Origin of the sequence: Streptomyces sp. NPDC088707, from assembly GCF_044752725.1 — a bacterium.
Lineage (GTDB): Bacteria > Actinomycetota > Actinomycetes > Streptomycetales > Streptomycetaceae > Streptomyces.
Genome location: NZ_JBIVLV010000002.1, coordinates 268,685 through 292,135, shown reverse-complemented (window position 1 = coordinate 292,135; position 23,451 = coordinate 268,685). Strand labels below are relative to the sequence as shown.

Annotated in this window: 18 protein-coding genes and 1 pseudogene; 10 read left to right on the top strand and 9 right to left on the bottom strand. The window is 73.2% G+C overall.

Annotated elements, in window-relative coordinates:
• Positions 1 to 600 precede the first annotated feature (600 nt).
• A pseudogene (locus tag ACIP84_RS08805) lies at positions 601 to 869 on the top strand (HNH endonuclease); the annotation flags it as partial.
• A gap of 446 nt (positions 870 to 1,315) precedes the next feature.
• Here ACIP84_RS08805 and ACIP84_RS08800 read toward each other — a convergent pair.
• The gene (locus ACIP84_RS08800; protein ID WP_355959177.1) at positions 1,316 to 1,825 is read right to left on the bottom strand and encodes a DUF6924 domain-containing protein; all 510 of its coding nucleotides are present in this window, start codon (positions 1,823 to 1,825) and stop codon (positions 1,316 to 1,318) included.
• A 486-nt stretch (positions 1,826 to 2,311) separates the two neighbouring features.
• Between ACIP84_RS08800 and ACIP84_RS08795 the strand changes: the two genes are divergently transcribed.
• On the top strand, positions 2,312 to 3,682 hold the full coding sequence (locus tag ACIP84_RS08795; RefSeq protein ID WP_401796268.1) for an MFS transporter: 1,371 nt from the start codon (positions 2,312 to 2,314) through the stop codon (positions 3,680 to 3,682).
• A 77-nt stretch (positions 3,683 to 3,759) separates the two neighbouring features.
• Here ACIP84_RS08795 and ACIP84_RS08790 read toward each other — a convergent pair whose 3' ends face one another.
• The 6 genes from ACIP84_RS08790 to ACIP84_RS08765 form a co-directional block, all read right to left on the bottom strand.
• Entirely contained in the window at positions 3,760 to 5,652 is a 1,893-nt protein-coding gene (locus tag ACIP84_RS08790) for a helix-turn-helix domain-containing protein (protein ID WP_401796265.1), read from the bottom strand.
• Between the two features lie 190 nt (positions 5,653 to 5,842).
• The gene (locus tag ACIP84_RS08785; protein ID WP_401796262.1) at positions 5,843 to 6,685 is read right to left on the bottom strand and encodes a 3-hydroxybutyrate dehydrogenase; all 843 of its coding nucleotides are present in this window, start codon (positions 6,683 to 6,685) and stop codon (positions 5,843 to 5,845) included.
• Between the two features lie 55 nt (positions 6,686 to 6,740).
• Positions 6,741 to 7,223, bottom strand: coding sequence for an NUDIX domain-containing protein (locus ACIP84_RS08780; protein ID WP_355959185.1), 483 nt, complete (start codon positions 7,221 to 7,223; stop codon positions 6,741 to 6,743).
• Positions 7,224 to 7,304: 81 nt separating this feature from the next.
• Complete coding sequence (gene lnt, locus ACIP84_RS08775; protein ID WP_401796259.1) at positions 7,305 to 9,098, bottom strand: apolipoprotein N-acyltransferase; 1,794 nt, start codon at positions 9,096 to 9,098, stop codon at positions 7,305 to 7,307.
• Between the two features lie 85 nt (positions 9,099 to 9,183).
• Positions 9,184 to 9,756 (bottom strand): hypothetical protein, encoded by a 573-nt coding sequence (locus tag ACIP84_RS08770; RefSeq protein ID WP_355959189.1) that lies wholly within the window; start codon positions 9,754 to 9,756, stop codon positions 9,184 to 9,186.
• A 299-nt stretch (positions 9,757 to 10,055) separates the two neighbouring features.
• Complete coding sequence (locus tag ACIP84_RS08765) at positions 10,056 to 10,850, bottom strand: glutamate racemase (protein ID WP_401796255.1); 795 nt, start codon at positions 10,848 to 10,850, stop codon at positions 10,056 to 10,058.
• Positions 10,851 to 10,908: 58 nt separating this feature from the next.
• Here ACIP84_RS08765 and ACIP84_RS08760 point away from each other — a divergent pair, with 58 nt between their 5' ends.
• From ACIP84_RS08760 to ACIP84_RS08740, 5 genes are all read left to right on the top strand, one after another.
• Positions 10,909 to 12,132: a glycosyltransferase gene (locus tag ACIP84_RS08760; protein WP_401796252.1), complete on the top strand. Its 1,224-nt coding sequence runs from the start codon at positions 10,909 to 10,911 to the stop codon at positions 12,130 to 12,132.
• A gap of 482 nt (positions 12,133 to 12,614) precedes the next feature.
• Complete coding sequence (locus tag ACIP84_RS08755; protein WP_401796249.1) at positions 12,615 to 13,115, top strand: DUF6643 family protein; 501 nt, start codon at positions 12,615 to 12,617, stop codon at positions 13,113 to 13,115.
• Positions 13,116 to 13,169: 54 nt separating this feature from the next.
• On the top strand, positions 13,170 to 13,994 hold the full coding sequence (locus ACIP84_RS08750) for an MOSC domain-containing protein (protein ID WP_401796246.1): 825 nt from the start codon (positions 13,170 to 13,172) through the stop codon (positions 13,992 to 13,994).
• A gap of 139 nt (positions 13,995 to 14,133) precedes the next feature.
• Positions 14,134 to 14,742 (top strand): hypothetical protein, encoded by a 609-nt coding sequence (locus ACIP84_RS08745; RefSeq protein WP_355959197.1) that lies wholly within the window; start codon positions 14,134 to 14,136, stop codon positions 14,740 to 14,742.
• Between the two features lie 458 nt (positions 14,743 to 15,200).
• A complete protein-coding gene (locus ACIP84_RS08740; protein ID WP_401796243.1) occupies positions 15,201 to 17,606 on the top strand; it encodes a right-handed parallel beta-helix repeat-containing protein in 2,406 nt (801 codons plus the stop codon).
• Here ACIP84_RS08740 and ACIP84_RS08735 read toward each other — a convergent pair.
• Positions 17,576 to 20,014 carry a hypothetical protein gene (locus ACIP84_RS08735; protein WP_401796241.1) on the bottom strand — a complete coding sequence of 813 codons (2,439 nt, stop codon included), beginning with the start codon at positions 20,012 to 20,014 and terminating at the stop codon, positions 17,576 to 17,578. The two genes, ACIP84_RS08740 and ACIP84_RS08735, sit on opposite strands and share 31 nt — an antisense overlap.
• Positions 20,015 to 20,148: 134 nt before the next feature.
• Between ACIP84_RS08735 and ACIP84_RS08730 the strand changes: the two genes are divergently transcribed.
• The 3 genes from ACIP84_RS08730 to ACIP84_RS08720 all read left to right on the top strand — a co-directional run bounded on the left by ACIP84_RS08730 (position 20,149) and on the right by ACIP84_RS08720 (position 22,190).
• The gene (locus ACIP84_RS08730; protein ID WP_355959202.1) at positions 20,149 to 20,976 is read left to right on the top strand and encodes a DeoR/GlpR family DNA-binding transcription regulator; all 828 of its coding nucleotides are present in this window, start codon (positions 20,149 to 20,151) and stop codon (positions 20,974 to 20,976) included.
• Between the two features lie 22 nt (positions 20,977 to 20,998).
• Entirely contained in the window at positions 20,999 to 21,445 is a 447-nt protein-coding gene (locus ACIP84_RS08725; RefSeq protein ID WP_401796238.1) for an SRPBCC family protein, read from the top strand.
• A gap of 244 nt (positions 21,446 to 21,689) precedes the next feature.
• Positions 21,690 to 22,190, top strand: coding sequence for an SRPBCC family protein (locus tag ACIP84_RS08720; RefSeq protein ID WP_401796235.1), 501 nt, complete (start codon positions 21,690 to 21,692; stop codon positions 22,188 to 22,190).
• Here ACIP84_RS08720 and ACIP84_RS08715 read toward each other — a convergent pair.
• Entirely contained in the window at positions 22,150 to 23,292 is a 1,143-nt protein-coding gene (locus tag ACIP84_RS08715) for a PLP-dependent cysteine synthase family protein (protein ID WP_401796232.1), read from the bottom strand. The genes ACIP84_RS08720 and ACIP84_RS08715 overlap by 41 nt on opposite strands.
• Between the last annotated feature and the right edge of the window lie 159 nt (positions 23,293 to 23,451).

Sequence of the window (23,451 nt, the reverse complement as noted above, 5' to 3'; positions counted from 1 at the left end):
CAGGGGCGTTGAGCCCGTAAATGACGCTTCGTCACTACGCGCCAATTGCCGGGAGTTTCGCACCCTGCGCCCCTGGCCGCAATGCGTGTGATCAAGTATGTCAGCTCACCCCAGCCGGCACCCGACCTGCAACGTTCTCACCCGTCTGGACGCCGTCATAGCCAATCATCGACCAGTACGCGGACAGCGGCGATGCTGCGGCCCGGGTAACTCTGCGGGCCGAAGCGCCAGTCGGTGTCGATGCCGCCCGGCCTCGGGACCGGATCCGCTGCCATACGCCTGCTTTTGCTCGGCCCGCGAATCCGTCGACAAGCCACTCCCCACGAGCCAGAGCGACTCCGTGTCGGAAGCTCGTCTACTGGGAAGGCGCCGACGAATTCCACTGGCGCACCTTCGGCTTCCGTCTCCCCGGCGGAGTCCTCTTCGTGCGCCTCTGGTTCGACTACAAGGGCGCCGTCGAAACCCAGAACCTCCGCACCTGGGGCGTGCCCAACCCGCCCGCAGGGCTCACTGGCGCCGACCTCGACGAAATCCGCCAGTCAGCGACTGGGCGAGGCCCGAGCCTCGAATACCGCACACTTGGAATGACGCTTCCTGCCAGCTGGCGCGATCACCTGGACGGCCGGGCGCCGGGAGGCCTACGCCAACGACCAGAACGCCGCTGCCTCGCTCGTCGCGGTCACTGTGCGCACGAACCGGTCGAAGGCCGACCAGGATCCGGCCCAGTGGATGCCGCCGCTGCCCGGCGCGCACTGCCGGTACGTCGGCTCCGCTGGGGCCTGACCGCAGACCAGGCGGAAGCCGACACGCTGGAGGTGTACGCCGAGGCCTGCGAGACCACCGTCGTCCACTACACCCCCGCCCCGTAGGCCTGGAGCACGGCGGGCTACTGGCCGGGCTTCACCGGGACGATCTGCACGTCGGTGACACCAGCCTCCTTGGCCTTGCGGGCCTTGTAGTCCTCGGCGGCGGTCTTGCCGTAGGAGACGGGGCGGACTCCTGGCGCTCATCACGGCCGCCCTGGCACACGCCAGTCGGTAGTAGCTCTCCACGGTGTCCTCCGTTGTCCTGGGGTGAGGGTGTGCCCGGCGGCGGCCTCGGCTTCAGGGATGGCGCCGCCAGGCCGTACAGAGTCACACAGGGCACTGACATCGGCGTGGAGTCCCTACGGGGCGCGCCTGTGGCCTCCCGTGGGGAGTCGGGAGGCGGCGCGGCCCTGCCCGCCGTCGGCCCGGGACAAGAGCCGACGGGAATCAACAACACGCCCCGACGAACGACCCGCACCTTCCAAGGCAACGGCTGCCCGCCGCACCCGTCAGACAGGTCGCAGGACCTGATCAGGCTCTGCGGAAGCGGCCGTGGCGAACTCGGCGAAGCCCATGTTGCCGAGCGTCACGTTCACATGGACCGAGTGCACTGCGGCGGGCGCGGTTCGGAACTCCCTGGGCTCCGGCGACTCGACGAGTTCCTGGTAGTAGACGGGATCAAGGTCGCCCTCGTCCTCCCAGACCGTCGACAGAGCCAGCAGCGACCGCGTCGGGGACTGCATCGTATGGCGGTCGGCGAGGAAGACGACACTCAGGTATTCGTCTTCGTCCACCGCGGCAAGAACCTCATCAGCCGTCGCTCCCGACCAAGCGGGGGCGTCGACCACCTGCACCTGTGCGGGAAACTCGCCGTCCGGCCCCCACGGCCGACGAAGCTCCCCGACCACCGCAGTCCACGACTCGTCGTCGCTGAAGTCGGTCCTGATGACGAGAGCGTCGAACATGTCGCGTCCGACGATCTCAGGCAGCACTCGCTCAAGGCCTTCCGGCATCGTCATGCCCAGGACTCTCCCACGCCGCACCGACAACCAGCTTCCTCGGGAGTGATCCGAAGGAAACGGCCTAACCCCGCCTGCAGGCCGTGGCCCACGCCCTTCGGACGGCGCCCGCATAGACCTGGCTCTCTTCGCCTCCGCGGGCAAGCAAGAAGCCCCGTCCAGGTCCGAAGCGGAATGATGCCGGCCGCTGCTGTGACGACCATGCCCGCTCTGCCCCATGTGCGCAGGTTCCACTCTCCGTAGTCAGCACCAAGTCAGCACGGGAGTCAGCACGGTGGTGCCATATCGTCCCGATCAGTGCAACACGGACAGGCGCTCATCCGGCCGTTCCAGCCGGGCTCCGCGAGCCCACGAAGCAGGGCCATGGCGGCCGGGCGCATGCAAGGGCAGCGAACTATGGTGTCCCACCACATACGCCCCTGACCTGCCGCTTCCTACGGTGTGGCGACACCGAATCGTCCCCGTACCTGCCTGGAAGTGGTGCACATGGCCGCCGCAACACCCTCCCCGACGCCACCCAACTCCCTCAAGAAGATCGTCGCCGCCAGTCTCATCGGGACCACCATCGAGTGGTACGACTTCTTCCTGTACGGGTCCGCCGCCGCTCTCGTGTTCAACAAGCTGTTCTTTCCCGACTCCGATCCGCTTGTCGGGACCCTGCTGTCCTTCCTGACGTACGCGGTCGGGTTCGCCGCGCGGCCCCTCGGGGCGCTGGTGTTCGGGCACTACGGCGACCGCCTCGGGCGGAAGAAGCTGCTGGTGCTCAGCCTGGTGCTGATGGGTGGAGCCACCTTCGCCATCGGGCTGCTGCCGACCCACGCGACCGTCGGGTCCGCCGCGCCGGTGCTGCTGACCGCGCTGCGGCTCGTGCAGGGGTTCGCGCTCGGTGGTGAGTGGGGCGGGGCCGTCCTTCTGGTGTCCGAGCACGGGGACGCCAAGCGACGCGGGTTCTGGGCCTCGTGGCCGCAGACCGGTGCCCCGGCCGGTCAGCTGCTCGCGACCGGTGTGCTGTCCGCGCTGACCGCGCTGCTCTCCGACGCCGCCTTCGTCTCGTGGGGCTGGCGCATCCCCTTCCTGCTCTCCGGTGTGCTCGTGATCGTCGGCCTCTGGATCCGGCTCTCCGTCGACGAGTCGCCCGTCTTCAAGGCGGCCCTCGCCGCCGCCGAGGAGCGCAAGGCCGTCGCCGGACAGGTCGAGAAGATGCCGCTGGTCGCCGTCCTGCGCCACCACTGGCGGGACGTCTTGATCGCGATGGGCGCCCGCATGGCGGAGAACATCTCGTACTACGTGATCACCGCGTTCATCCTGGTCTACGCGACCACCCAGGTCGGGCTCTCCAAGCAGACCGCGCTGAACGCCGTCCTCATCGGCTCCGCCGTCCACTTCGCCGTGATTCCGCTGTGGGGCGCGCTCTCCGACCGCCTCGGCCGCCGGCCCGTGTACCTGATCGGTGCGATCGGTGTCGGCGCCTGGATGTTCCCGTTCTTCACGCTCATCGACCGGGGCACCTTCGGCTCGCTGCTGCTCGCCGTAACGGTCGGCCTGGTCCTGCACGGGGCGATGTACGCACCGCAGGCCGCCTTCTTCTCCGAGATGTTCGCGACCCGGATGCGGTACTCCGGTGCCTCCATCGGCGCCCAGTTCTCCTCCGTGGCCGCCGGCGCGCCCGCCCCGCTCATCGCGACCGCGCTCCTCGCCGACTACGGCGACTCGACTCCGATCGCCCTGTACGTGATCGCCGCCGCGCTGCTCACCGTGGTCGCCATCGCCTGCGCCAAGGAGACCCGCGACCGTGACCTCGGGGACATCGAGGAGCGGACCGCCACCGCCGATGCCAAGGTCGGCGCCGACGTCTGAGTCCCGGGGCGTTCGTTCCAGGACATCCGTGAAGGGCCCGGTGCCCCGCTCGTGACGAGCGGGGCACCGGGCCCTTCTCATGGCGTCGTGACCGCGTCCGCCAGCGCGTGCAGGCGCAGCGCCAGCTGGATCTCCAGGGCGCGGGCCGGGGACTGCCAGTCCGGGCCGAGGAGGCGTCCGATCCGCTCGAGCCGCTGGGCCACCGTGTTGACGTGGACGTGGAGTTCGTCCTTGGTGCGGGCCGGGCTCATGCCGCTCGCGAAGTAGGCGTCCATGGTGCGGATCAGGTCCGTGCCCCTGCGCCGGTCGTACGCGACGACCTGACCCACCGTCCGGTCGACGAAGCCGCCGATGTCCCGGCCGTCGGCGAGCAGCAGGCCGAGGAAGCCGAGGTCCTCGGCAGCGGCGCCCTGGCCGGCCCGGTGCAGGAGCCGGAGCGCGTCGAGGCAGCGGCGGGCCTCCTCGTACGCGACGGCCACCTGGCCCGGGTGGTCGAGGGGGGCCCGTACGGGAGCGGAGGCGCCCACGGTGACGGGTTCGCGCAGGGTGCCGCCGAGGCTGCGCGCGGTCTGCCGGGCGAGCTCTGCGGCGCTCTCGCCGGGGCCGAGGGGCAGAAGCAGGACCGTTCCGCCGTCGCGGGCGGAGGCGAGTCCGTGGCGGGTGGCGGCCAGGTGGGTGGCCGCCGACCAGAGGCGTTGGCGGTCGGCGCTCTCACGTCCGCCGGTGTCCTGATCGGCCGTGCCCCCGGCCCGGTCGATCCGTGCGGCGAGCACCACGTGCGGGGCTTCGCTGTCGGTACGGAGCCGGGCGGCGCGCTCCTTGAGGAGCCGTCGGTCACGGTCGGGGGCGTCGAGAAGGTCGTCGAGGAGTTCGCCCCGTACCCGCTGTTCGGCCTCGCCCGCCGAGCGGCGGGCGAGCAGGAGGAGGGAGGTGACGAGTGCGGCGCGTTCCAGGGTGCGCTGGTCGACCGGGTCGAGGTCCGGCTGTCCGTGCAGCACGAGGGCGCCCAGGGTCTCGCCGCCGGCGGAGACGGCGGCGACCCAGTCGTCGCCCTCGCGGACGGCGTGGCCCCCGGCGCGGCGGGCGGTTCCGGCGCCCTCCTCGGTGAACTCGACGGTGCCGCCGAGGACCTCGGAGACGGCGTGGGCGACGTCGTGGACGCCGCCGCCGTGCAGGACGAGTTCGGAGAGCCGGTCGTGGACCTCGGACGCGCGTTCTATGACGCCGCTGTGCTCCCGGATGATGTCGTTGGCGCGCTCCAGCTCGGCGAGGGCCGAGCGGGTCTCGGCGAGGAGGTTGGCGGTGTCGATGGCGACGGCGGCGTGCGCGGCGAAGGAGCCGAGCAGCGCGACCTGCTCGCGTTCGAAGACCCTGGCCCGCCGGTCGGCGGCGAAGAGGACGCCGATGACCTGGCTGCCGAGGCTGAGCGGGACGCCCAGGATGGCGACGAGGCCCTCGTCCCGTACGGCCGTGTCGATGGTCCGGGTGTGCTGGAAGCGCGCGTCGTCGAAGTAGTCGTCGGTGACGTACGGCCGGGCCGTCTGGGCGACGAGGCCGCCGAGTCCCTCTCCCATGCCCAGTCTGAGCTGCTGGAAGCGGGCGGAGACCGAGCCCTCGGTGACCCTCATGTACGTGTCGCCGGCGGCCGGGTCGTTGAGGCTCAGATAGGCGCACTCCGTGCCGAGGAGCGCGCGGGCGCGCTGGACGATGGCGCGCAGGACGGCGTCGAGGTCGCGTAGTCCCGCGAGGTCGTGGGCGGTGGCGAAGAGCGCGGACAGTTCCGCCTCGCGGCGTCGCCGCCCCTCCAGCTCGGCCCGCACCCGCAGGGCGAGCTGCTTGGCCTCTTCGAGCTCGGCCAGCGCCTCGGGGCCCGCGCCGCTCGCGCGGGCGAGCAGCACGGGCCGGTCGTAGGCCTCCGTCGCGGCTCCCCTGGTGAGGAGTTCGAGGTAGGAGACGTGTTCGTGGGACATGGACACAGGGATACCTGCCGAACGTGTGGTCGCACCACCCCTGTGGACGACCTTCACGGGGAAGCAGGGACACCAGGGGCGCCGGGGGCAGGGGCCCCTGGGGGCGCCACGGGGGCAGGGGGGCATGGGAGGCGCCGGGAGCCGGGGGGCCTCGGAGGCGCCCGCGAGCAGCGGGCCTCGGAGGCGTCCCTCAGTGGGCGGTCCAGCCGCCGTCGACGGTCAGGGAGGTGCCGGTGATGAACGAGGCCTGGGACGTGCAGAGATAGAGCACGGCCTCGGCGACCTCGTCCGGCTCGATGAGCCGCTTCAGCGCCGAGTCCTTCAGCAGGACCTCGGAGAGGACGCGCTCGGGCGGAATGCCGTGGGCGGCGGCCTGGTCGGCGATCTGCCGTTCGACGAGCGGGGTGCGCACGTAGCCGGGGTTGACGCAGTTGGAGGTGACCCCGTGCGGGGCGCCTTCGAGGGCGGCGGTCTTGGAGAGTCCCTCCAGGCCGTGCTTGGCGGCCACGTACGCGGACTTGAAGGCGGAGGCGCGCAGCCCGTGGACGGAGGAGATGTTGACGATCCGGCCCCAGCCCTGGCCGTACATGTGCGGCAGGGCGCCCCGGATCAGCCGGAAGGGGGCTTCCAACATGACCGTGAGCACGGTGTGGAAGACGTCCGGCGGGAACTCCTCGATGGGGCGGACGAGCTGGAGTCCCGCGTTGTTGACGAGGATGTCGGCGCCGTCGGCGGCCGCCTCGGCGGCGTCCAGGTCGGTGAGGTCGAGGAGCCGGGGTTCGAGGCTCCCAGGGAGCTCGGCGGCCTCCTCGGCGAGGGTCTCCAGGCCTTCAGCCGCCCGGTCGACGGCTCTGACCCGGGCCCCCGCGGCGGCGAGCCGCAGCGCGCAGGCGCGCCCGATGCCGCCGGCAGCGCCGGTGACGAGCGCGGAGCGGCCGGTCAGGTCGAGGACGACGGCACGGGGCCGGTGTGCGGCGGCGGGCGAACCGAGGTCCGGCACGGCACCGAGGGGGGCGGTGATGGGGGCGCTCATGCTCCGCACCCTACGAACCGTCCACTCCCCCACCGATGTGTTCCGGGCCCATAGTTCAGCTGGTTGCTGTGGTGCGGAACCATGTGGGTTCGTCGGCCAGCGCCTTCTCGATCCGCAGCAGCGAGAAGCGCTTCATCTCCGGCAGGTCGTTCACGTCGAACCAGCCGACCTCGGTGGACTCGTCGTCGTTGACCCGCGCCTCGCCGCCCACCGCACGGCAGCGGAAGGAGATGTCCACGAACTGGCACTGGTCGCCGTTGGGGTAGACGACGGGCTTGCGGAGGGTCTCGACGAGGACGATCCGCTCGACCTCGCAGTGCACGGCCGTCTCCTCGAAGACCTCGCGCACCGCGCAGTCGGCGGGCTGCTCGCCGGGCTCCACGATGCCCCCGATGATCGCCCAGCGTCCGTTGTCTGCGCGCCGGCCGAGCAGCACCCTGCCCCGGTCGTCGAAGACGACGGCGCTCACTCCGGGCAGGAAGAGGAGCTGGTGGCCGGCTGTCTCGCGCAGGGCCCGGATGAAGTCAGGGGTAGCCATGCACCGACCCTAGATCATCCGCGGACCGCCCCACCCGGGCGGCGGCCCGCTCTCCTCCGACCCGCCGGGCCGCGCCCCGCCCTACTGCGCCCCGGTACGCCGGGCCCGTAGCGAACGGAGGGCCGACCAGCCGAGACCAGCGGCCGCGAGCGCCACGAGGAGGGCCTCCGGCAGGGTGCCCATCCGGGTCGCCGGGGTCAGCGAGGAGCGCAGCGGCACCTTCTCGACCAGGACGTCCGGGGTGAACATCCTCGTCTCCGCGACGATCTCGCCGTCGGGGCGGATGACCGCGCTGACCCCGCTGGTGACGGGTACGACCACCGACCGGCTGTGCTCGACGGCCCGCACCCGCGACATCGCGAGCTGCTGGTAGGTCATCTCGCTGCGGCCGAAGGTGGCGTTGTTGCTGGGGACGCTGATGAGCTGGGCGCCATGGGTGACGGTGTCGCGCACGGCCCAGTCGAAGGCCGCCTCGTAGCAGGTGGCGAGGCCGACCTTCGTACCGGCCAGGTCGAAGACCCCCACCTTCGTACCGGCGCCGAAGTCGCGGCTCACCCGGTCGACGTTGCTGTTGAAGATGCGCACGAAGGACCGCATCGGGATGTACTCGCCGAAGGGCTGGACGTGGCGCTTGTCGTAGGTGGCGACGGGGCCGCGGTCCGGGTCCCATTCGATGAGGGTGTTGCGGAGCTTGCCCGTCTCGGGTGCGATGACCGCGCCGATCACGGTCGGGGCGCCGATCGCGCGGACGGCGCCGTCGATGACGTCGGCCGCGTCGGCGTTCGCGTACGGGTCGATGTCCGAGGAGTTCTCGGGCCACAGCACGAAGTCGGGCTGCGGTGCGCGGCCGGCCTTGACGTCCTCGGCGAGTTCGCGGGTGCGGGCGACGTGGTTGTCGAGGACGGCCCGGCGCTGGGAGTTGAAGTCGAGGCCGAGGCGGGGCACGTTGCCCTGGACCGCGGCGACGGTGGCGGTGCCGTCCTCGGCCGAGTCGTCGACGAGCGGCAGCGCCGCGAGGGCGCCGGTGACCGGGACGAGCACGGCGAGCGCGGCGGCCACGAGCGGGCCGCGCGGGAGGGTACGGGGGCGGGCGCCGCCGCCCGCTTCGAACCCGGTGCCGGTGCGGGTGGCAGGCGTGCGGTCCTGGCCGACGCCGCCGGCCTCGGAGTCCGTGCCGGTGCCGGTGCCGGTGCCCGCCTCGATGCCGGTGCCGGTGCCCGCCTCGGTGTCCCCGCCGGTGGCGGTGTCCTCGTCGCGGACCGTGCCGGTCTCCGTCCCCGGGGCCCGGCGGGCCTGGATCTGGCGGTACGTCTCGTACAGGCCGAAGCCGCAGAGGGCGACGGCGAAGCCGAGCACCGGCGTGCCGCCCACGGCCGCCAGCGGCAGGAAGATCCCGTCCGCCTGACCGAAGGCGATCTTGCCCCACGGGAAGCCGCCGAAGGGCACGCGCGCGCGTGCCGCCTCCGCGAGGATCCACACCCCGGCGGCGAAGAACGGCCACCACGGGAGCCGGGAGACCGCCGCGATGCCGAGCCCGGCGAGGGCCACGAACAGCGCCTCGATGGCGGCCAGGGCGAGCCAGGGCCCCGGGCCGACCTCCTCGCCGGTCCAGATCAGGAGCGGCAGCAGGAAGCCGAGCCCGGCGAGGTATCCGAGGCCGAATCCGGCGCGGAGCCGGCGGCCCCGCAGGCTCCAGCCGAGCAGCGCGAAGGCGGGCAGCGCGAGCCACCACAGGGGGCGCGGCGGGAAGCTCAGGTAGAGCAGGAGCCCGGACAGCAGTGCCGCCCCGGGCCGTACGAACCGCCGCAGCCGGGGAGCCGGCGTGGGGGCGGTGTCGGCTGCGGACGCGTCGACGGGGGTGATGGTGGCGCTCACCTTGCGGAGTCTACGGGTCGTACCTGTCGACGGAGCAGGGCGGGCGGGCCGGGCGTGTGGCCCGGTCAAGCCGCTCCGGCTCCGGTCAGAGGGGGCGGCCGGTCGGTGTGGGCGGCGCGGGCGGGGCCGCTTCGCGGAGGCGGTCGCGGATGACGCGGACGGCCGATTCGGCGTCGTCGACGGTCACGGTGAACGTGCGTCCGTCGCCGAGGCGCAGGATCAGGCCCTCGCCCCGCCGGACGACCACGGCCGTGCCCTTCTCGGGGCGCCAGCGGTAGCCCCAGCCGCCCCAGTGGCGCGGGGTGACGCTGGGCTCGAAGTCGGCGCCGACGACATGGGAGAGGAGGATTCGGCGGCGCGGCACGCCGATGTGGCCGCAGCGGACCTCCATCGCGCTGTCGTCGACCTTCACGGCCACATGGACGAAGGCGAGCGTGCCGAAGAGGACGAGGAGTCCGACGGCGACGCAGCCGATCACGGCCATCAGCAGGGGCGCGATGCCCGAGGTCCAGGCGGACTCGACGGCGAGGGCGATGCCGAGGGCCACGCAGGCGGCACCGGCGACCGCCGCGACCCACTGGAAGCGGTTGGTGGCGCGGCCGGTCCAGACGGCGGGTGTCCGCTCGTCGGCGTAGCGATTCCGGGCATGGTGCCTCATATCGGGAAGAGTACCCAGGATCGTCCGGAACAGCGCGACGGAGCGAGAGGGCACACGCACGCTCGGTGAGCGGCCCTCCGGCGAGGGCAGGTGAGGGTTCCTGCGCGCGCTGTCCGGTGACGTCCGCCACTCGACGGGCCGTCACGTCCGCACTCGGAGGGCGGATACGTCCGCCACCCGGCGGGGGGGGTGACGTCCGCCGCTCAGCGGCCCATGACGACCGCCGCTAGACAGAGGGAGGCGAGCGCCGCTCAGCAGAGGGGGGTGACCGCCGCTCGACAGAGGGAGGCGGCCGCCGCTCAGTGGGCGGGGGCGACCGCCGCGAGGAGTCGGCCTTCGGCGTAGCCGAGCGCGGTGGCGGGGAGCGGGCCGGGGCGGCCGCTGAGCAGGACGGAGAGGCTGCCCGTGGGGTCCGCGTCGGGGGCGGGGCGGGCGCCGACGCGGCGCAGCGCCTGTGCGGCGACGGCGTCGGCGGAGCCGTGGAAGACGAGCGGGGGCAGTCCGGCGCGGCCGCGGGCCTCGAGCGCGGCGAGGATGCGTTCCTCGACCAGTTCGTAGTGGGTGCAGCCGAGGACGACGGTGCGGACGTCGCGGGGGGTGAGCGCGGCGGCGGCGGCGACCGCGCGGTCCACGGCCTCGGGGTCGGCGTGCTCCACGGCGTCGGCGAGTCCGGGGCAGGGCACCTCGGTGACCTCGGCGCCGTCGGCGAAGTCGCGGATGAGTCCGCGCTGGTAGGCGCTGCCGGTGGTGGCCGGGGTGGCCCAGATGGCGACCTTGCCGCCGCCGGCGGCGGCGGGCTTGATCGCGGGCACGGTGCCGACGACGGCGATGTCCGGTTCGAGGGCGGCGCGGATGGCGGGCAGGGCGTGCACGGTGGCGGTGTTGCAGGCCACGATCAGCGCCTGCGGGCGGTGCTCGGCCGCGGCGAGGGCGACGGCGAGGGCGCGCCTGGTGAGGTCCTCGGGAGTACGCGGTCCCCACGGCATCCCGTCAGGGTCGTTCGAGAGGAGAAGGTCGGCGTCCGGCCGGAGCCGCCGCACCGCGGCCGCTGCCGGGAGGAGGCCGATTCCGGAGTCCATGAGCGCGATCTTCACCCGGTCACCCTAGCCGATGAGCGTTCTGAGACCCCCGATCTGGGGCAGACTGCCGCGAATGAGCACCCTCGCCTGGTTCGCGCTCGTCTCCCTGGCCGTCTGGGTCTGGCTGCTGTTCGGTCAGGGCTTCTTCTGGCGCACGGACCAGCGGCTGCCGTCGGCCTCCAGGGGTCAGGCGCGACGCGCGCGCGTGGAGCCGGATCGGTGGCCCCGGGTGGCGATCGTCGTGCCGGCGCGGGACGAGGCGGAGGTGCTGCCGCTGAGCCTGCCGTCCCTGCTCGCGCAGGACTATCCGGGCGTCGCCGAGGTGATCCTGGTGGACGACGGGAGCACGGACGGCACGGGCGGGCTGGCCGGCGAGCTGGCCGCCAGCCGTGGCGGACTGCCGCTGACCGTGGTGGCACCGGGCGAGCCGGAGCCGGGCTGGACCGGGAAGCTCTGGGCGCTGCGGCACGGCATGGCGCTGGCACGCACGCGTGAACCCGGGTTTCTGCTGCTGACGGACGCGGACATCGCCCATGAGCCGGACAGTCTCCGCCTCCTGGTGTCGGCGGCGGAGGCGAACGGTCTCGACCTCGTGTCACAGATGGCCCGGCTCCGGGTGGAGAGCCTCTGGGAGCGGCTCGTCGTGCCGGCGTTCGTCTACTTCTTCGCGCAGCTCTATCCGTTCCGCTGGATCAACCGTCCGCGCCCGCTGGCGACGGCGGCCGCGGGTGGCTGTGTGCTGCTGAGGACGGAGACGGCGGTGGCGGCGGGCGTGCCGGAGGTGATCCGGCAGGCGGTGATCGACGACGTGTCACTGGCGCGGGCCGTGCGGCGCGCGGGTGGCCGGATCTGGCTGGGGCTCGCGGAGCGGGTCGACAGCGTGCGCCCCTATCCGGGGCTCGGCGATCTGTGGCGGATGGTCGCCCGCAGTGCGTACGCCCAGCTGCGGCACAGTCCGCTGCTGCTCCTGGGGACGGTGGCGGGTCTCGTCCTCGTCTATCTGGTGCCGCCGGCGGCCCTGGCGGCGGGTGCGGCGCGCGGGGACGGGGCGGCGGCCTGGGCGGGTGGTGCGGCGTGGGCGGTGATGGCGGGGACGTACGTGCCGATGCTCCGCTACTACCGGCAGCCGCTGTGGCTCGCTCCGCTGCTGCCCTTCACGGCGTTCCTCTATCTCCTGATGACGGTGGACTCGGCGGTCCGGCACTACCGGGGTGTCGGCGCGGCGTGGAAGGGCCGGACGTACGCGCGGCCGGAGGCGGCACCGGAGCGGTGCCGCGACGTCGCGCCGGGGGAGTGACCGCGACGCCGGTTCGGCCGGCTGACGGCGACGCCCTCCGGCGGATGACCGTGACCCCGCCGAGCGCGTGACCGCGACGCCGGTTCGGTCGCGTGACGGTGACGTCGCTTCAGGTGAGCGCGCCGCCCTCTTAACGGAAATAGGTTTTCCCGACACGGGGAGTAGCGCCGTCAATTCGGCGTGTACACAAGGCCCCGGAGATCCGCGGATTGACGCTTAAGCATGCCCATGATCACTCCCTGCACGCCTTCCGGGCACTTTTTCTTTATGTGCTCTTCATGCCCGGGGCCGACCGGCCCGTCCGGGCCCCCCGACCCGCCGGTAACCCCCTCCGAACTCGGCTTTTACATGATCTTGGCGCGTTCCGCCGCCCGTTTTTGGCACGTTCGCTCGGATTGGGGATCCACTTCTTCACGAAGCCCGTCAAACAACCCTCTAATCAGGCTCCCCAACCAGCACATCGTGGGCTTAACTTATGTGCCATGACCTCCCCCCGCTCCACCTATGGAGGCGGTTACCACACCGCGCCGTCCTTCCCGGACACCCCGATCTACGACTCCCTGGTCGCGGAGCGGGGCACGCCTCAGATCGCCCCGATCCGAGTGCCCGCCGCCTACGACACCGGCAGCAGCTTCCCGGCCACCGGCAGCAGCTTCCCCTCCAGCGGTTCCTACCTGCCGGCGCTCCCCGCGGCCCTGCCCGCCCTCCCGGCGGCGCCCAGCCCGCCCTCCTACGGCAACGGCTACGGATACCCGCAGCCCGCGCAGCAGATGGCCCCCGTGCCCCTGCAGCACGCCCCCGCCCCGTACATCCCGCAGCAGCAGGCGGCCCCGCGCGGCTACCAGGGCGGCCAGTACGCGCAGCCGCCCCGCCCCGCCCCCGCGGGGTACGAGGCGATGCGCCCGGCGGCTCCCCGGCCCGCGCCCGCCCCGATGCAGTACGACGACCCGTACAACCGTCCGTACCAGGGCGGAGGCTACTGACCGGCTTTCACTCTCCGGACGGCGTGGGGTCCGGAGCGCTGGCAGGATGACCGCATGCCGACTCCTCTCCTCCGCTCCGTCCACGTCCACCCGGTGAAGGCCATGCGCGCGCTGGCCACCGCGGAGGCCGAGGTCCAGCCCTGGGGGCTGGCCGGGGACCGTCGCTGGGCCGTCGTCGACGCGGCGGACAAGGTCGTGACCCAACGCCGTCACCCCCGGATGGCGTTGGCCACGGCGGAGCCGCTGCCGGGCGGCGGGGTCGTCCTGTCCGCGTCCGGTCGTCCGCCGCTGACCGTCGAGGTACCGCACCCCTCGTCCACGGTCACGGTGGAGATCTTCGACAAACCGGTGGAGGCCGTGCCGGCCGGCCCCGAGGCGGCCGACTGGCTCTCGACGTACCTGGAGGGCGAGTTCCGGCTCGTCCACATGGACGCGCCCGAGCACCGGCGTCCGGTGGACCCGGACTACGCGCTGCCCGGCGAGACGGTGAGCTTCGCGGACGGCTATCCGCTGCTCGTCACCACCACGTCGTCGCTCGACGCGCTCAACTCCCTGATCGCGCAGGGGGACCACGCCCATGAGGGACCGCTTCCGATGAACCGGTTCCGGCCGAACCTGGTGATCGAGGGCGCCGCCCCGTGGGCGGAGGACGGCTGGACGCGGCTCGCCGTCGGGGAGGTCACCTTCCGGGTCGCGCGGCCGTGCGGGCGCTGTGTCGTCACCACGACGAACCAGTTCACCGCCGAACGCGGCAAGGAGCCGCTGCGGACCCTGGCGCGGCACCGCAAGAGCGACGGCCGGGTCGTCTTCGGCCAGAACCTCGTCCCCGAGCACACCGGCACGGTCCGGGCCGGCGACGAGGTGAAGATCCTGGACTGAGCCGCCGCCCTCCGCGCCCCTCCGCGCCTCTCGACACCCGCCACGGGACGCCGGTCACACTTCTCCGGCCCGGCAGGCGGGGAACCCGCCCCCGGGGCACACTCGTTGAAGGAGCTGTGAACAACGAGGGGGTTCCGACGTGCGCGCTGCCATCGGACTCTGGCGCTGGCGGCACAACCCCCTGCGCCGGACCACGGATCTCGTCGAGGCCTGGGTCGCCTTCGCGGCGGTCGCGCTCCTCTGTCTCGTGGTGCCCCTCACCGGCTGGGCCGCCGGCACCTCCGCGCACGGCTCGCTCCAGCACGCGGTCCGCACCCAGCAGGAACAGCGCGTGCCGACGACGGCCCGGGTGCTCAGGCCGGCCGACCGGCCCTCGGGCGGCCCCAGGACCGCCGAGGCGGCCGGCGAGGAGCGTCTGCGCCGCTCCGTCGTGGCCGAGTGGACCGCACCCGACGGCTCGGCCCGTACGGGAACGGTGACGACGGCCCGGCGGACCTCCGCCCCGGGCGCCACGTTCCCCCTGTGGACCGATCGGTACGGGCACCCCGTGGCTCCGCCGATGCACGAGGACACCGCCCGCGCCCACGCGGTCGTCGCCGGTCTGACGGCGGCTCTGCTCGCTGGACTCATGGTCGAGATCGTCCGTCGCCTCGCCGTCCGCCGACTGGTGCTGACGCGGTACGCCCGCCTCGACCGCGCGTGGGCGGCGACCGGCCCGGACTGGGGCCGCGCCGGAACAGGCAGCTGACCCACGGTCGTACCCCCGTCGAGGCGGGCGGCATCCGCTCCACCTCCGCCGAGGCGGGGCGGCATCCAGCGTCCGACCGACGCCCCACCGGCTTCCGACCGATGTCCGCCCCCCTTCCGCCGCCGTCCGACCGGCTCTCTGCCGACGCCCGAGCCCTCCCGCCCCCGTCCCGACCGCCGTCCGACCGGCTTCCTGCCGACGCCCGACTCCCTCCAGACCCCTTTCCAGCCGCCGCCCGTCCGGCTTCCGGCCGTCTTCCGGCAGCGCCAGTGCGCGACCGAGCCCGACCGACCTCGACCATCGGCGACCGTCCCCTGACCGGGCGTGACATGCGCCCGGCGCCCACCCCGCAACGGGTACCCGTGCACGTCCACGACCCGTCAACCCCGTGCCCTCGCGCGCGCTACGGTGGGGCATCGGATCAGCGGCGAGGCATGAGGCGGGGGCAGGACACACCCATGGCACAGGGCACGGTCCAGGTGACGCACACCGGCACATCGCGGTGGCGGCGCCGCACGGGTGAGTACCCCTCGCTCGCCGCCGCACTCGAGGCGGCCGGGGACGGGGACGTGCTCACCATCGCTCCCGGCACCTACCGGGAGAACCTCGTGGTGCGGCGTGCCGTCACCCTGCGCGGCCCCGAGGGCTCGATCGGCTCGGTGCGGATCGCACCGCCGGACGGGGTGCCGCTGACGCTGCGCGCCTCCGTCACCGTCCAGGACCTCCACATCGAGGGTCAGGACGTCGCCGCGCCGGCGCTGCTCGTCGAGGACGGCACCCCCGAGCTGCTCGACCTGCGGATCATGACCCGCTCGGCGGCCGGCATAGAGGTGCGCGGCGCGGCCAGGCCGACGGTCCGCCGCTGCACCGTCGACAATCCCGCCGGGGTCGGCATCGCCGTGGTCGACGGCGCGGGCGGGGTGTTCGAGGAGTGCGAGGTGGTCTCCGCCGGACAGGCGGGCATCTCGGTGCGGGGCGGCGCGCATCCCCGGCTCGAACGCTGCCGGGTGCACCACGCCTCGGGCGCCGGGATCGCCGTGACCGGTGAGGGCAGCGGACTCGAAGGGGTCGGCTGCGAGGTGTACGAGATCAAGGGCGCGGGTCTGCAGATCGCGGCCCGCGCGACCGCCCATCTCACCGACTCCTCGGTGCACCGCACCTCGGGCGACGGCATCACACTCGACACCGACGCGGTGCTCACGCTCTCCGACTGCGACATCCACGACGTCCCGGAGAACGCCGTCGACCTGCGCTCGCGCTCGGTCCTCACACTGACCCGGTCGACCGTCCGCCGCTTCGGCCGCAACGGCCTCTCGGTGTGGGACCCGGGGACCCGGGTGGACGCCAACCAGTGCGAGATCCACGACAGTACGGGCGACTACCCGGCGGTCTGGGTGAGCGACGGGGCGACCGCCGTCCTCGACGCCTGCCGGGTGCACGACGTGCCGGACGCGCTGTTCGTCCTCGACCGGGGTTCGCGCGTGGACGTCGTCGACAGCGATCTGTCGCAGGTGCGGAACACGGCGGTGTCGGTCAGCGACGGGGCGACCGCCCAGCTCGACGACTGCCGGATCCGGGAGGCGTCGACGGGTGCCTGGTTCCGGGACCACGGCAGCGGCGGCACGCTCGGCGGCTGCACGATCGACTCCGTGCAGACGGGGGTCATCGTCACCAAGGGCGCCGATCCCACGATCGACCGGTGCACGGTCACCTCGCCCGCCGAGGCCGGCTTCTACGTGTCGGCGGAGGGCCGCGGCTCGTTCACCGGCTGCCGGGTCACGGGCAGCGGCGGGTACGGGTTCCATGTCACCGACGGCTGCCGGACCACCTTGCGCAAGTGCCGTACGGAGCGGTGCGCGCGCGGCGGTTACGAGTTTCCGGAGGAGGGCGCGAGCGCCGAGGACTGCACCAGTGACGAGAGCGCGGTCCGGTCCTCCGTGCCCGACGGCGGGACGGTCCTGACGGCCACCCAGTCCGGGGGGCTGCTCGGGACGGTCCCCGTGCCGCGTGTCCCGGCCGCCGTACCCGTCGCCGAGGTTCCGGCGGTGGACGCCCGCTCGTCGCAGGACGTGCTCGGGGAACTCGACGCCCTCGTGGGCCTGGAGAGCGTCAAGCTGGAAGTGCGGACCCTCACCAACATGATCGAGGTGGGGCGCAGGCGTCAGGAGGCGGGGCTCAAGGCCGCCTCGGTCCGCCGCCATCTGGTCTTCACGGGCAACCCGGGCACGGGCAAGACGACGGTGGCCCGGCTGTACGGCGAGATCCTGGCCTCCCTCGGTGTCCTGGAGCGCGGGCATCTCGTGGAGGTGTCCCGGGTGGACCTGGTCGGCGAGCACATCGGCTCGACGGCGATCCGTACCCAGGAGGCCTTCGACCGGGCGCGCGGCGGGGTGCTGTTCGTCGACGAGGCGTACGCCCTGTCGCCGGAGGACTCGGGGCGCGACTTCGGCCGCGAGGCGATCGACACGCTGGTGAAGCTGATGGAGGACCACCGGGACGCGGTGGTGGTCATCGTCGCCGGCTACACGGCGGAGATGGAGCGCTTCCTCACGGTCAACCCCGGTGTGGCGTCCCGCTTCTCCCGGACCATCACCTTCGGGGACTACGAGCCGGAGGAACTGCTGCGGATCGTCGGGCAGCAGGCCGACGAGCACGAGTACCGGCTCGCCCCGGGCACCGACGAGGCGCTTCTCGTGTACTTCACGAAGCTGCCCAAGGGCCCTGCCTTCGGCAACGGCCGCACCGCGCGCCAGACGTTCGAGTCGATGGTGGAGCGGCACGCGGGCCGGGTCTCCGCGCTCGCCGAGGCGAGCACGGACGACCTGACGCTGCTCTACCCGGAGGATCTGCCCGAACTCCCCTGATCAGCCGACGCGTTCGGCTCCCGCTGGTGGGGTACGGCGGGCGGGAGCCGGTCCAGGAGGGCGCCGCGCCGGTGGGCGAACGCCGGGTCGGCCTGGTAGTCGGAGTGGCCCAGGATCGGTTCGGGCAGCGGGTGGGCGCGGGTGCGCCCGTAGGCGACCGGGTCGAGGAGGACCGCGGCGTCGACGGCGGGTCTGCCGCCCTCGGCGGGGACCCGGACGGGTCCGCCGATGGGGTCGGTGGCGCGGTACAGATTGCTCCAGCAGTGGACCGTGCGGTTCAGGGCGCGCAGCGCCTCCGGGCCGAAGTAGGCCGGGAACCAGCGTCCGTAGAGCCGCTCCAGGGGGGACCCGTACGTGAGGAGCGCGACCCGGCCGCGGGTGGCGGGCGGCAGCTGCCAGACGGCGGCCGCGGCGAGCACGCTGCCCTGCGAATGTCCTGAGATGACGAGCCGGCCGCCGGTGCTCCGGGTCCAGGAGCTCATGCGCCAGGTCAGGTCGGGGACCGCCCGTTCGGCGTAGCAGGGCGGGGCGAACGGGTGGGCGGCGCGTGGCCAGAACGTGCCGACGTCCCACAGGATGCCGATGGTGCGGCGCGCGTGGACGTCCCGGTAGGCGCGGCGGCCCCAGGTGACGAAGAGCAGGAAGCCGAAGCCGATCATCCAGGAGCCGATGGCCTGGGTGACGGTGGCCAGGGAGGCGATCGCCGGGTGGGCTCCGTCGAAGGCGCGGCCGGGGACGTTACCGCTCGCCCAGGCGCCGGCGACGGAGCCCGCCCCGAGGAGCAGGGTGGCTCCGGAGACGACGCCGACGAGGACGGGTGCGGAGTCGGTGAGCGACGCCCGGGCCCGGCCGGCCGCGATCCGGCCGGTGCGGACGGGGTCGCGTTCGTCGGCGGCGTCGTAGTCGGCCTCGACCCGGGCGCGCAGCCTGCGTCCGGCGAGCACGGTCCGTACGGCGAGGAGGACGGCGGGCACGAGCAGCAGCAGGAGCAGCACGGGGATGACGGACGCCTGCCAGCTGAGCAGGACGGGCGGGCTGATCCGGGGGCCGCCGTCGCCCATGCCGGGGGTGGCGGGTCCGTCGAGCCAGTCGGCGACGCGCTGGGCGACACCGCCGGACATCACACCGGCGAGGGCGCAGGCGAGCATGGCGACGGCGGGTCCGCCGAGTCCGCGCAGTGCGGTGCGGGTGTCCCCGCGGGGCCGCAGCTGGAGGAGCACGGCGACGACGCCGAGGGCGACGACGAGGCCGCCCTGGGCGAGGGTGAGTCCGCCGAAGGCGAGGTTGCCGGGCAGGGCGCCGCCGGAGGCCCAGCCGGGGCGGGACCAGCCGGCGTAGAGGGCGGTGAGCGCGAGGACGGCGAGCGAGAGACCGGGCAGCCAGGAGACGAGGGCGCGTTCGACGCGGAGGTCGAGGCGGCGCTCGCTGCGGCCGCGGCGGCAGACGACCCAGAGGACGAGCACCGCGAGGGCGGCGACGGCGGCCTGGAGGGCCCGGCCGAGGACGGCGCCGGCGCCCGGAGTGGTGGCGTCGTGCCGGGCGGCGGCCGTGGCGAGAGCGGCGGCGACGGTGAGGAAGCCGGCGGCGGTGTGGGCGGCCCTGAGGCGCGCGACGAGCCGGCGGCCGTACCAGAAGCCGGGGCGGCCGAGGGCGGGCCGCAGTTCGACGGGGCCGGGACCGTCGTCCCCCCGGTCGGCGCTCTCCGTGTCGGCGGAACCGTCGGTGACCGGGGCCGGCCCGGTGGCGGCCTGTGGTGCCGCCACCGGGTCGTCGTATCCGGTGGGCGGGCGCTGGGCCTCGTACGCGCTCCACGTCCGGTTCGACAGGTACCAGAGGAGGCCGACGAGCAGGGCCGGCACCAGGGCGGCGAGGGCCAGGCGGCGGCCGGGGGCCGACCACCAGCCGCCGCGCGCCTCGGAGAGGAAGCCGAGCCAGGAGTACTCGGCGCTGCAGGCGGTGCTCGCGGCGCACTGCCAGGCCGTCAGGTCGAGCGCGACCTCGCAGGCCGCGGCCGTGAGCAGCACGGTGAGGGTGAGGGCCACCAGGCGGACCAGGACCCCGTACGTCCGGACGAGACCCGGCCTGCCCTGGGCGGGCGGGCGCATCCAGTGCGCGAGATTGACGACCATGAAGGGCAGGAGCAGCAGCCACAGGGCGCGGGCGCCGTCGCCGGAGGTCAGATGGGACCAGACGTACGCCTCCGGGACCGGGCGGGCCGCGTACCGCTCCGGGTGGTCCTCGGCGTCGACGTCCTCGGCGCGCCGGTGCATGGCGGCGGTGCGGTCGCCGGTGATCCGTACGGTCCTCGGGTCGTCGAGCATGTCCTGGGGGGTGGCTCCGCCGACTCCGTGGACGAGGAGTTCGAGCGCCGCGCCGCCGCTCTCCGGAGCGGGTGTGGCAGGGGACACTGAGGGGACTTCCTCTCAGGGTGGGAAGATGCGACGTCGGCACCAGGATCGCGGACAGTGGTGCGCCCGCGCACCGTTCCTCACCGAATCCGACACCCATCCCCTTGTCTCCTGCGGAAGGACCGGCCCCGGCGGTGACTGACAACCAGAACCTCCTCGCGGAGCAGCGGCGTGCCCTGATCCTCGACGAGGTACGGCGGCGCGGCGGTGTACGGGTCAACGAGCTGACCCGGCGCCTCAGCGTCTCGGACATGACGATCCGTCGCGACCTGGACGCGCTGGCCCGGCAGGGCATGCTCGCGAAGGTGCACGGCGGGGCCGTTCCGGTGGTCGAGGCGAGTACCCACGAGCCGGGCTTCGAGGCCAAGTCGGTGCTCGAACCGAGCGCCAAGGACGAGATCGCCCGGACGGCGGCGGCGATGGTCGCGCCGGGCAGCGCGATCGCCCTGTCGGGTGGCACGACGACGTACGCCCTGGCCCGGCATCTGCTCGACGTGCCGGACCTGACCGTGGTGACGAACTCGGTCCGGGTCGCGGACGTGTTCCACGAGGCCCAACTGACGGGCGGGGGTGGAGAGTCGCGGCGCGGGGCGGCCACGGTCGTCCTGACCGGCGGGGTGCGCACCCCGTCCGACGCGCTGGTGGGGCCGGTGGCGGACCGGGCGGTCCGCTCGCTCCACTTCGATCTGCTGTTCCTCGGCGTGCACGGCATCTCGGTGGAGGCGGGTCTTTCGACGCCGAACCTGGCGGAGGCCGAGACGAACGGGTGCCTGATGCGGTCGGCGCGCCGGGTCGTCGTGGTCGCCGACCACACGAAGTGGGGCACGGTGGGGCTGAGTTCGTTCGCCGGTCTGGACGAGGTGGACACCTGGGTGACGGACCGGGGCCTCGCCGAGGACGTACGGGCCGAGGTGGCGGAGCATCTGCCGGGGCTCGTGGTGGCGGGCGAGGAGCAGGCATGAGGCTCCTCGCCGGGGTGCGGGCGTGACCCTGTTCCGGGTCGAGCGGACCGTGTCGCCGTCGCCCGACGAGGTGTGGCGGCGGCTCACGGACTGGCCGGCCCACGGCCGCCAGGTGCCGCTGACCCGGACGAGGGTGCTGACGCCGGGGCCGAACCGGGTCGGGACCCGCTTCACGGCCCGTACCGGCGTCGGGCCGCTGTCCTTCGACGACCCGATGGAGGTCGTGGTGTGGGAGCCGCCTGGGTCCGGGGCGGACCGGTCGGGCGCCTGCCGCCTGGAGAAGTCCGGGCGGGTCGTACGGGGGTGGGCGCTCGTCGAGGTGACAGAGATGCCGGGCGGCGGAAGCCGGGTGGTGTGGACGGAGGAGCTGTCCGTGCGGGGCCTGCCGCGGGCCTTCGACCCGGTGCTCGGGTGGGCGGGGCGGGCCCTCTTCGGCCGGGCGGTGGACGGGCTGCTGCGGGAGCGATGAGGCGGGCACGGCCGCCGGCGGAGGGTGCTGCCGACGGTGGAGGCCAGCGGCGGGTGCTGCCGACGGTGGAGGCCAGCGGCGGGTGCTGCCGCCGGTGGAGGCCGGTGACGCGCGCTGCCGACAGGCCGAGGCCTGCTCCGGGGAGTGAGGGGGGCCACCGTCCGCACCCCCTGTGCTGTTGACATGCCGTCAGCTAGGGTGCACTTCCGCTTCCGTCCTGTTCCATCCTGGGGAGGGTTGGTCCATGGCACGCCGACTGAGGCCGGTGGAGCTCGACTTCACCGCGTCCGCGCCCGTCCGTCTGGTCTTCACGGCGACGCTCGCCGCCCCGCCGCCGACCGTCTACCGGTCGCTCGCCGTGGAGGTGGGGAGCCTGCCCGCCTGGTTCACCGCGGTCTCCTCCGCGGTCCCCTCGGGCGACGGGGCGGGTCGGACGGTCCGCCTCAGGGGCGGGATCGTCTTCGAGGAGACGATCCTCGCCGCCGAGCCCGACACCCGGTACGCCTACCGGGTCGACTCGACCAACGCCCCCGGCGTGGCGGCCTTCGCGGAGGAGTGGGCCCTCTCCCCCGTCGGCAAGGGCACCCGGCTGCGGTGGACCATGGCCGCCGACGGCGCCGCGCCGTTCCGGCTGGCCCTGCGCCTCGCGGGACCGGGTGTGGGGCTGTCCTTCCGGGACGCCGCGCGCCGGCTCGACCGCCGGCTCACTCCGGCCAGGCCCCCGTCGCCAGGAACCGTTCGATAACGGCGCTGTACGGGCCGATGTCCAGGCCCTGGGCGGCCAGCCAGTCGTCGGAGTAGTACTTGTCCAGGTAGCGCTCGCCCCCGTCGCAGATCAGGGTGACGACACTGCCGGTCCGCTCGTGGGCGACCATCTCGGCGATGATCTTGAAGGCGCTCCACAGGCCGGTGCCGGTGGAACCGCCCGCCTTGCGGCCGATCGCCGCCTCCAGGGCGCGGACGGCGGCGACGCTGGCCGCGTCGGGCACCTTCATCATCCGGTCGATGGCGCCGGGCACAAAGCTCGGCTCCATCCGAGGACGGCCGATCCCCTCGATCCGCGAACCGCAGTCGGCGGTGGCGTGCGGGTCGTGGTGCGTCCAGCCGTCGAAGAAACAGGAGTTCTCCGGGTCGGCGACGCAGATGCGGGTGTCGTGCTGCATGTAGTGGACGTAGCGGGCGATGGTCGCCGAGGTGCCGCCGGTGCCCGCGGTGGCCACGATCCAGGCGGGTTCCGGATAGCGCTCCAGCCTCAGCTGCTGGTACATCGATTCGGCGATGTTGTTGTTGCCGCGCCAGTCGGTGGCCCGCTCCGCGTAGGTGAACTGGTCCATGTAGTGACCGCCGGTGCGCTCGGCGAGCGCGGCGGCCTCCTCGTACATCGTGCGCGAGTCGTCGACGAAGTGGCACTGCCCGCCGTGGAATTCGATCAGCCGGCACTTCTCGGGGCTGGTCGTGCGGGGCATCACGGAGATGAAGGGGACGCCGATGAGCTTCGCGAAGTACGCCTCGGAGACCGCGGTCGAGCCGCTGGAGGCCTCGATGACGGGCTTGCCGGGCCGGATCCAGCCGTTGCAGAGGCCGTACAGGAAGAGGGAGCGGGCGAGACGGTGCTTGAGGCTGCCGGTGGGGTGGGTGGACTCGTCCTTGAGGTAGAGGTCGATGCCCCACTTCTCGGGGAGCGGGAAGCGCAGCAGATGCGTGTCGGCCGAGCGGTTGGCGTCGGCCTGGACCTTGCGGACGGCCTCCTTGAGCCAGGACCGGTACGCCGGATCGGTGCGGTCGACGTCGACGGTCACCGCCGCGGCGGTGGCACCGCTCTCCACACTGTTCCCTGTGGTGCTCATCCGCGCCTCTCCTCGATCACGTCCCAGGTGCTCCCCCGCAGCCGAGAATACCCCTCTCACCTGGGCAAACGTTTCCTTTGACTGTCCATAGGGATGACTTGCGGACGCCGTACGGAAGGACCTCTGGTGCGGGCCGCGACGGCCCGGCACACTGGGAGG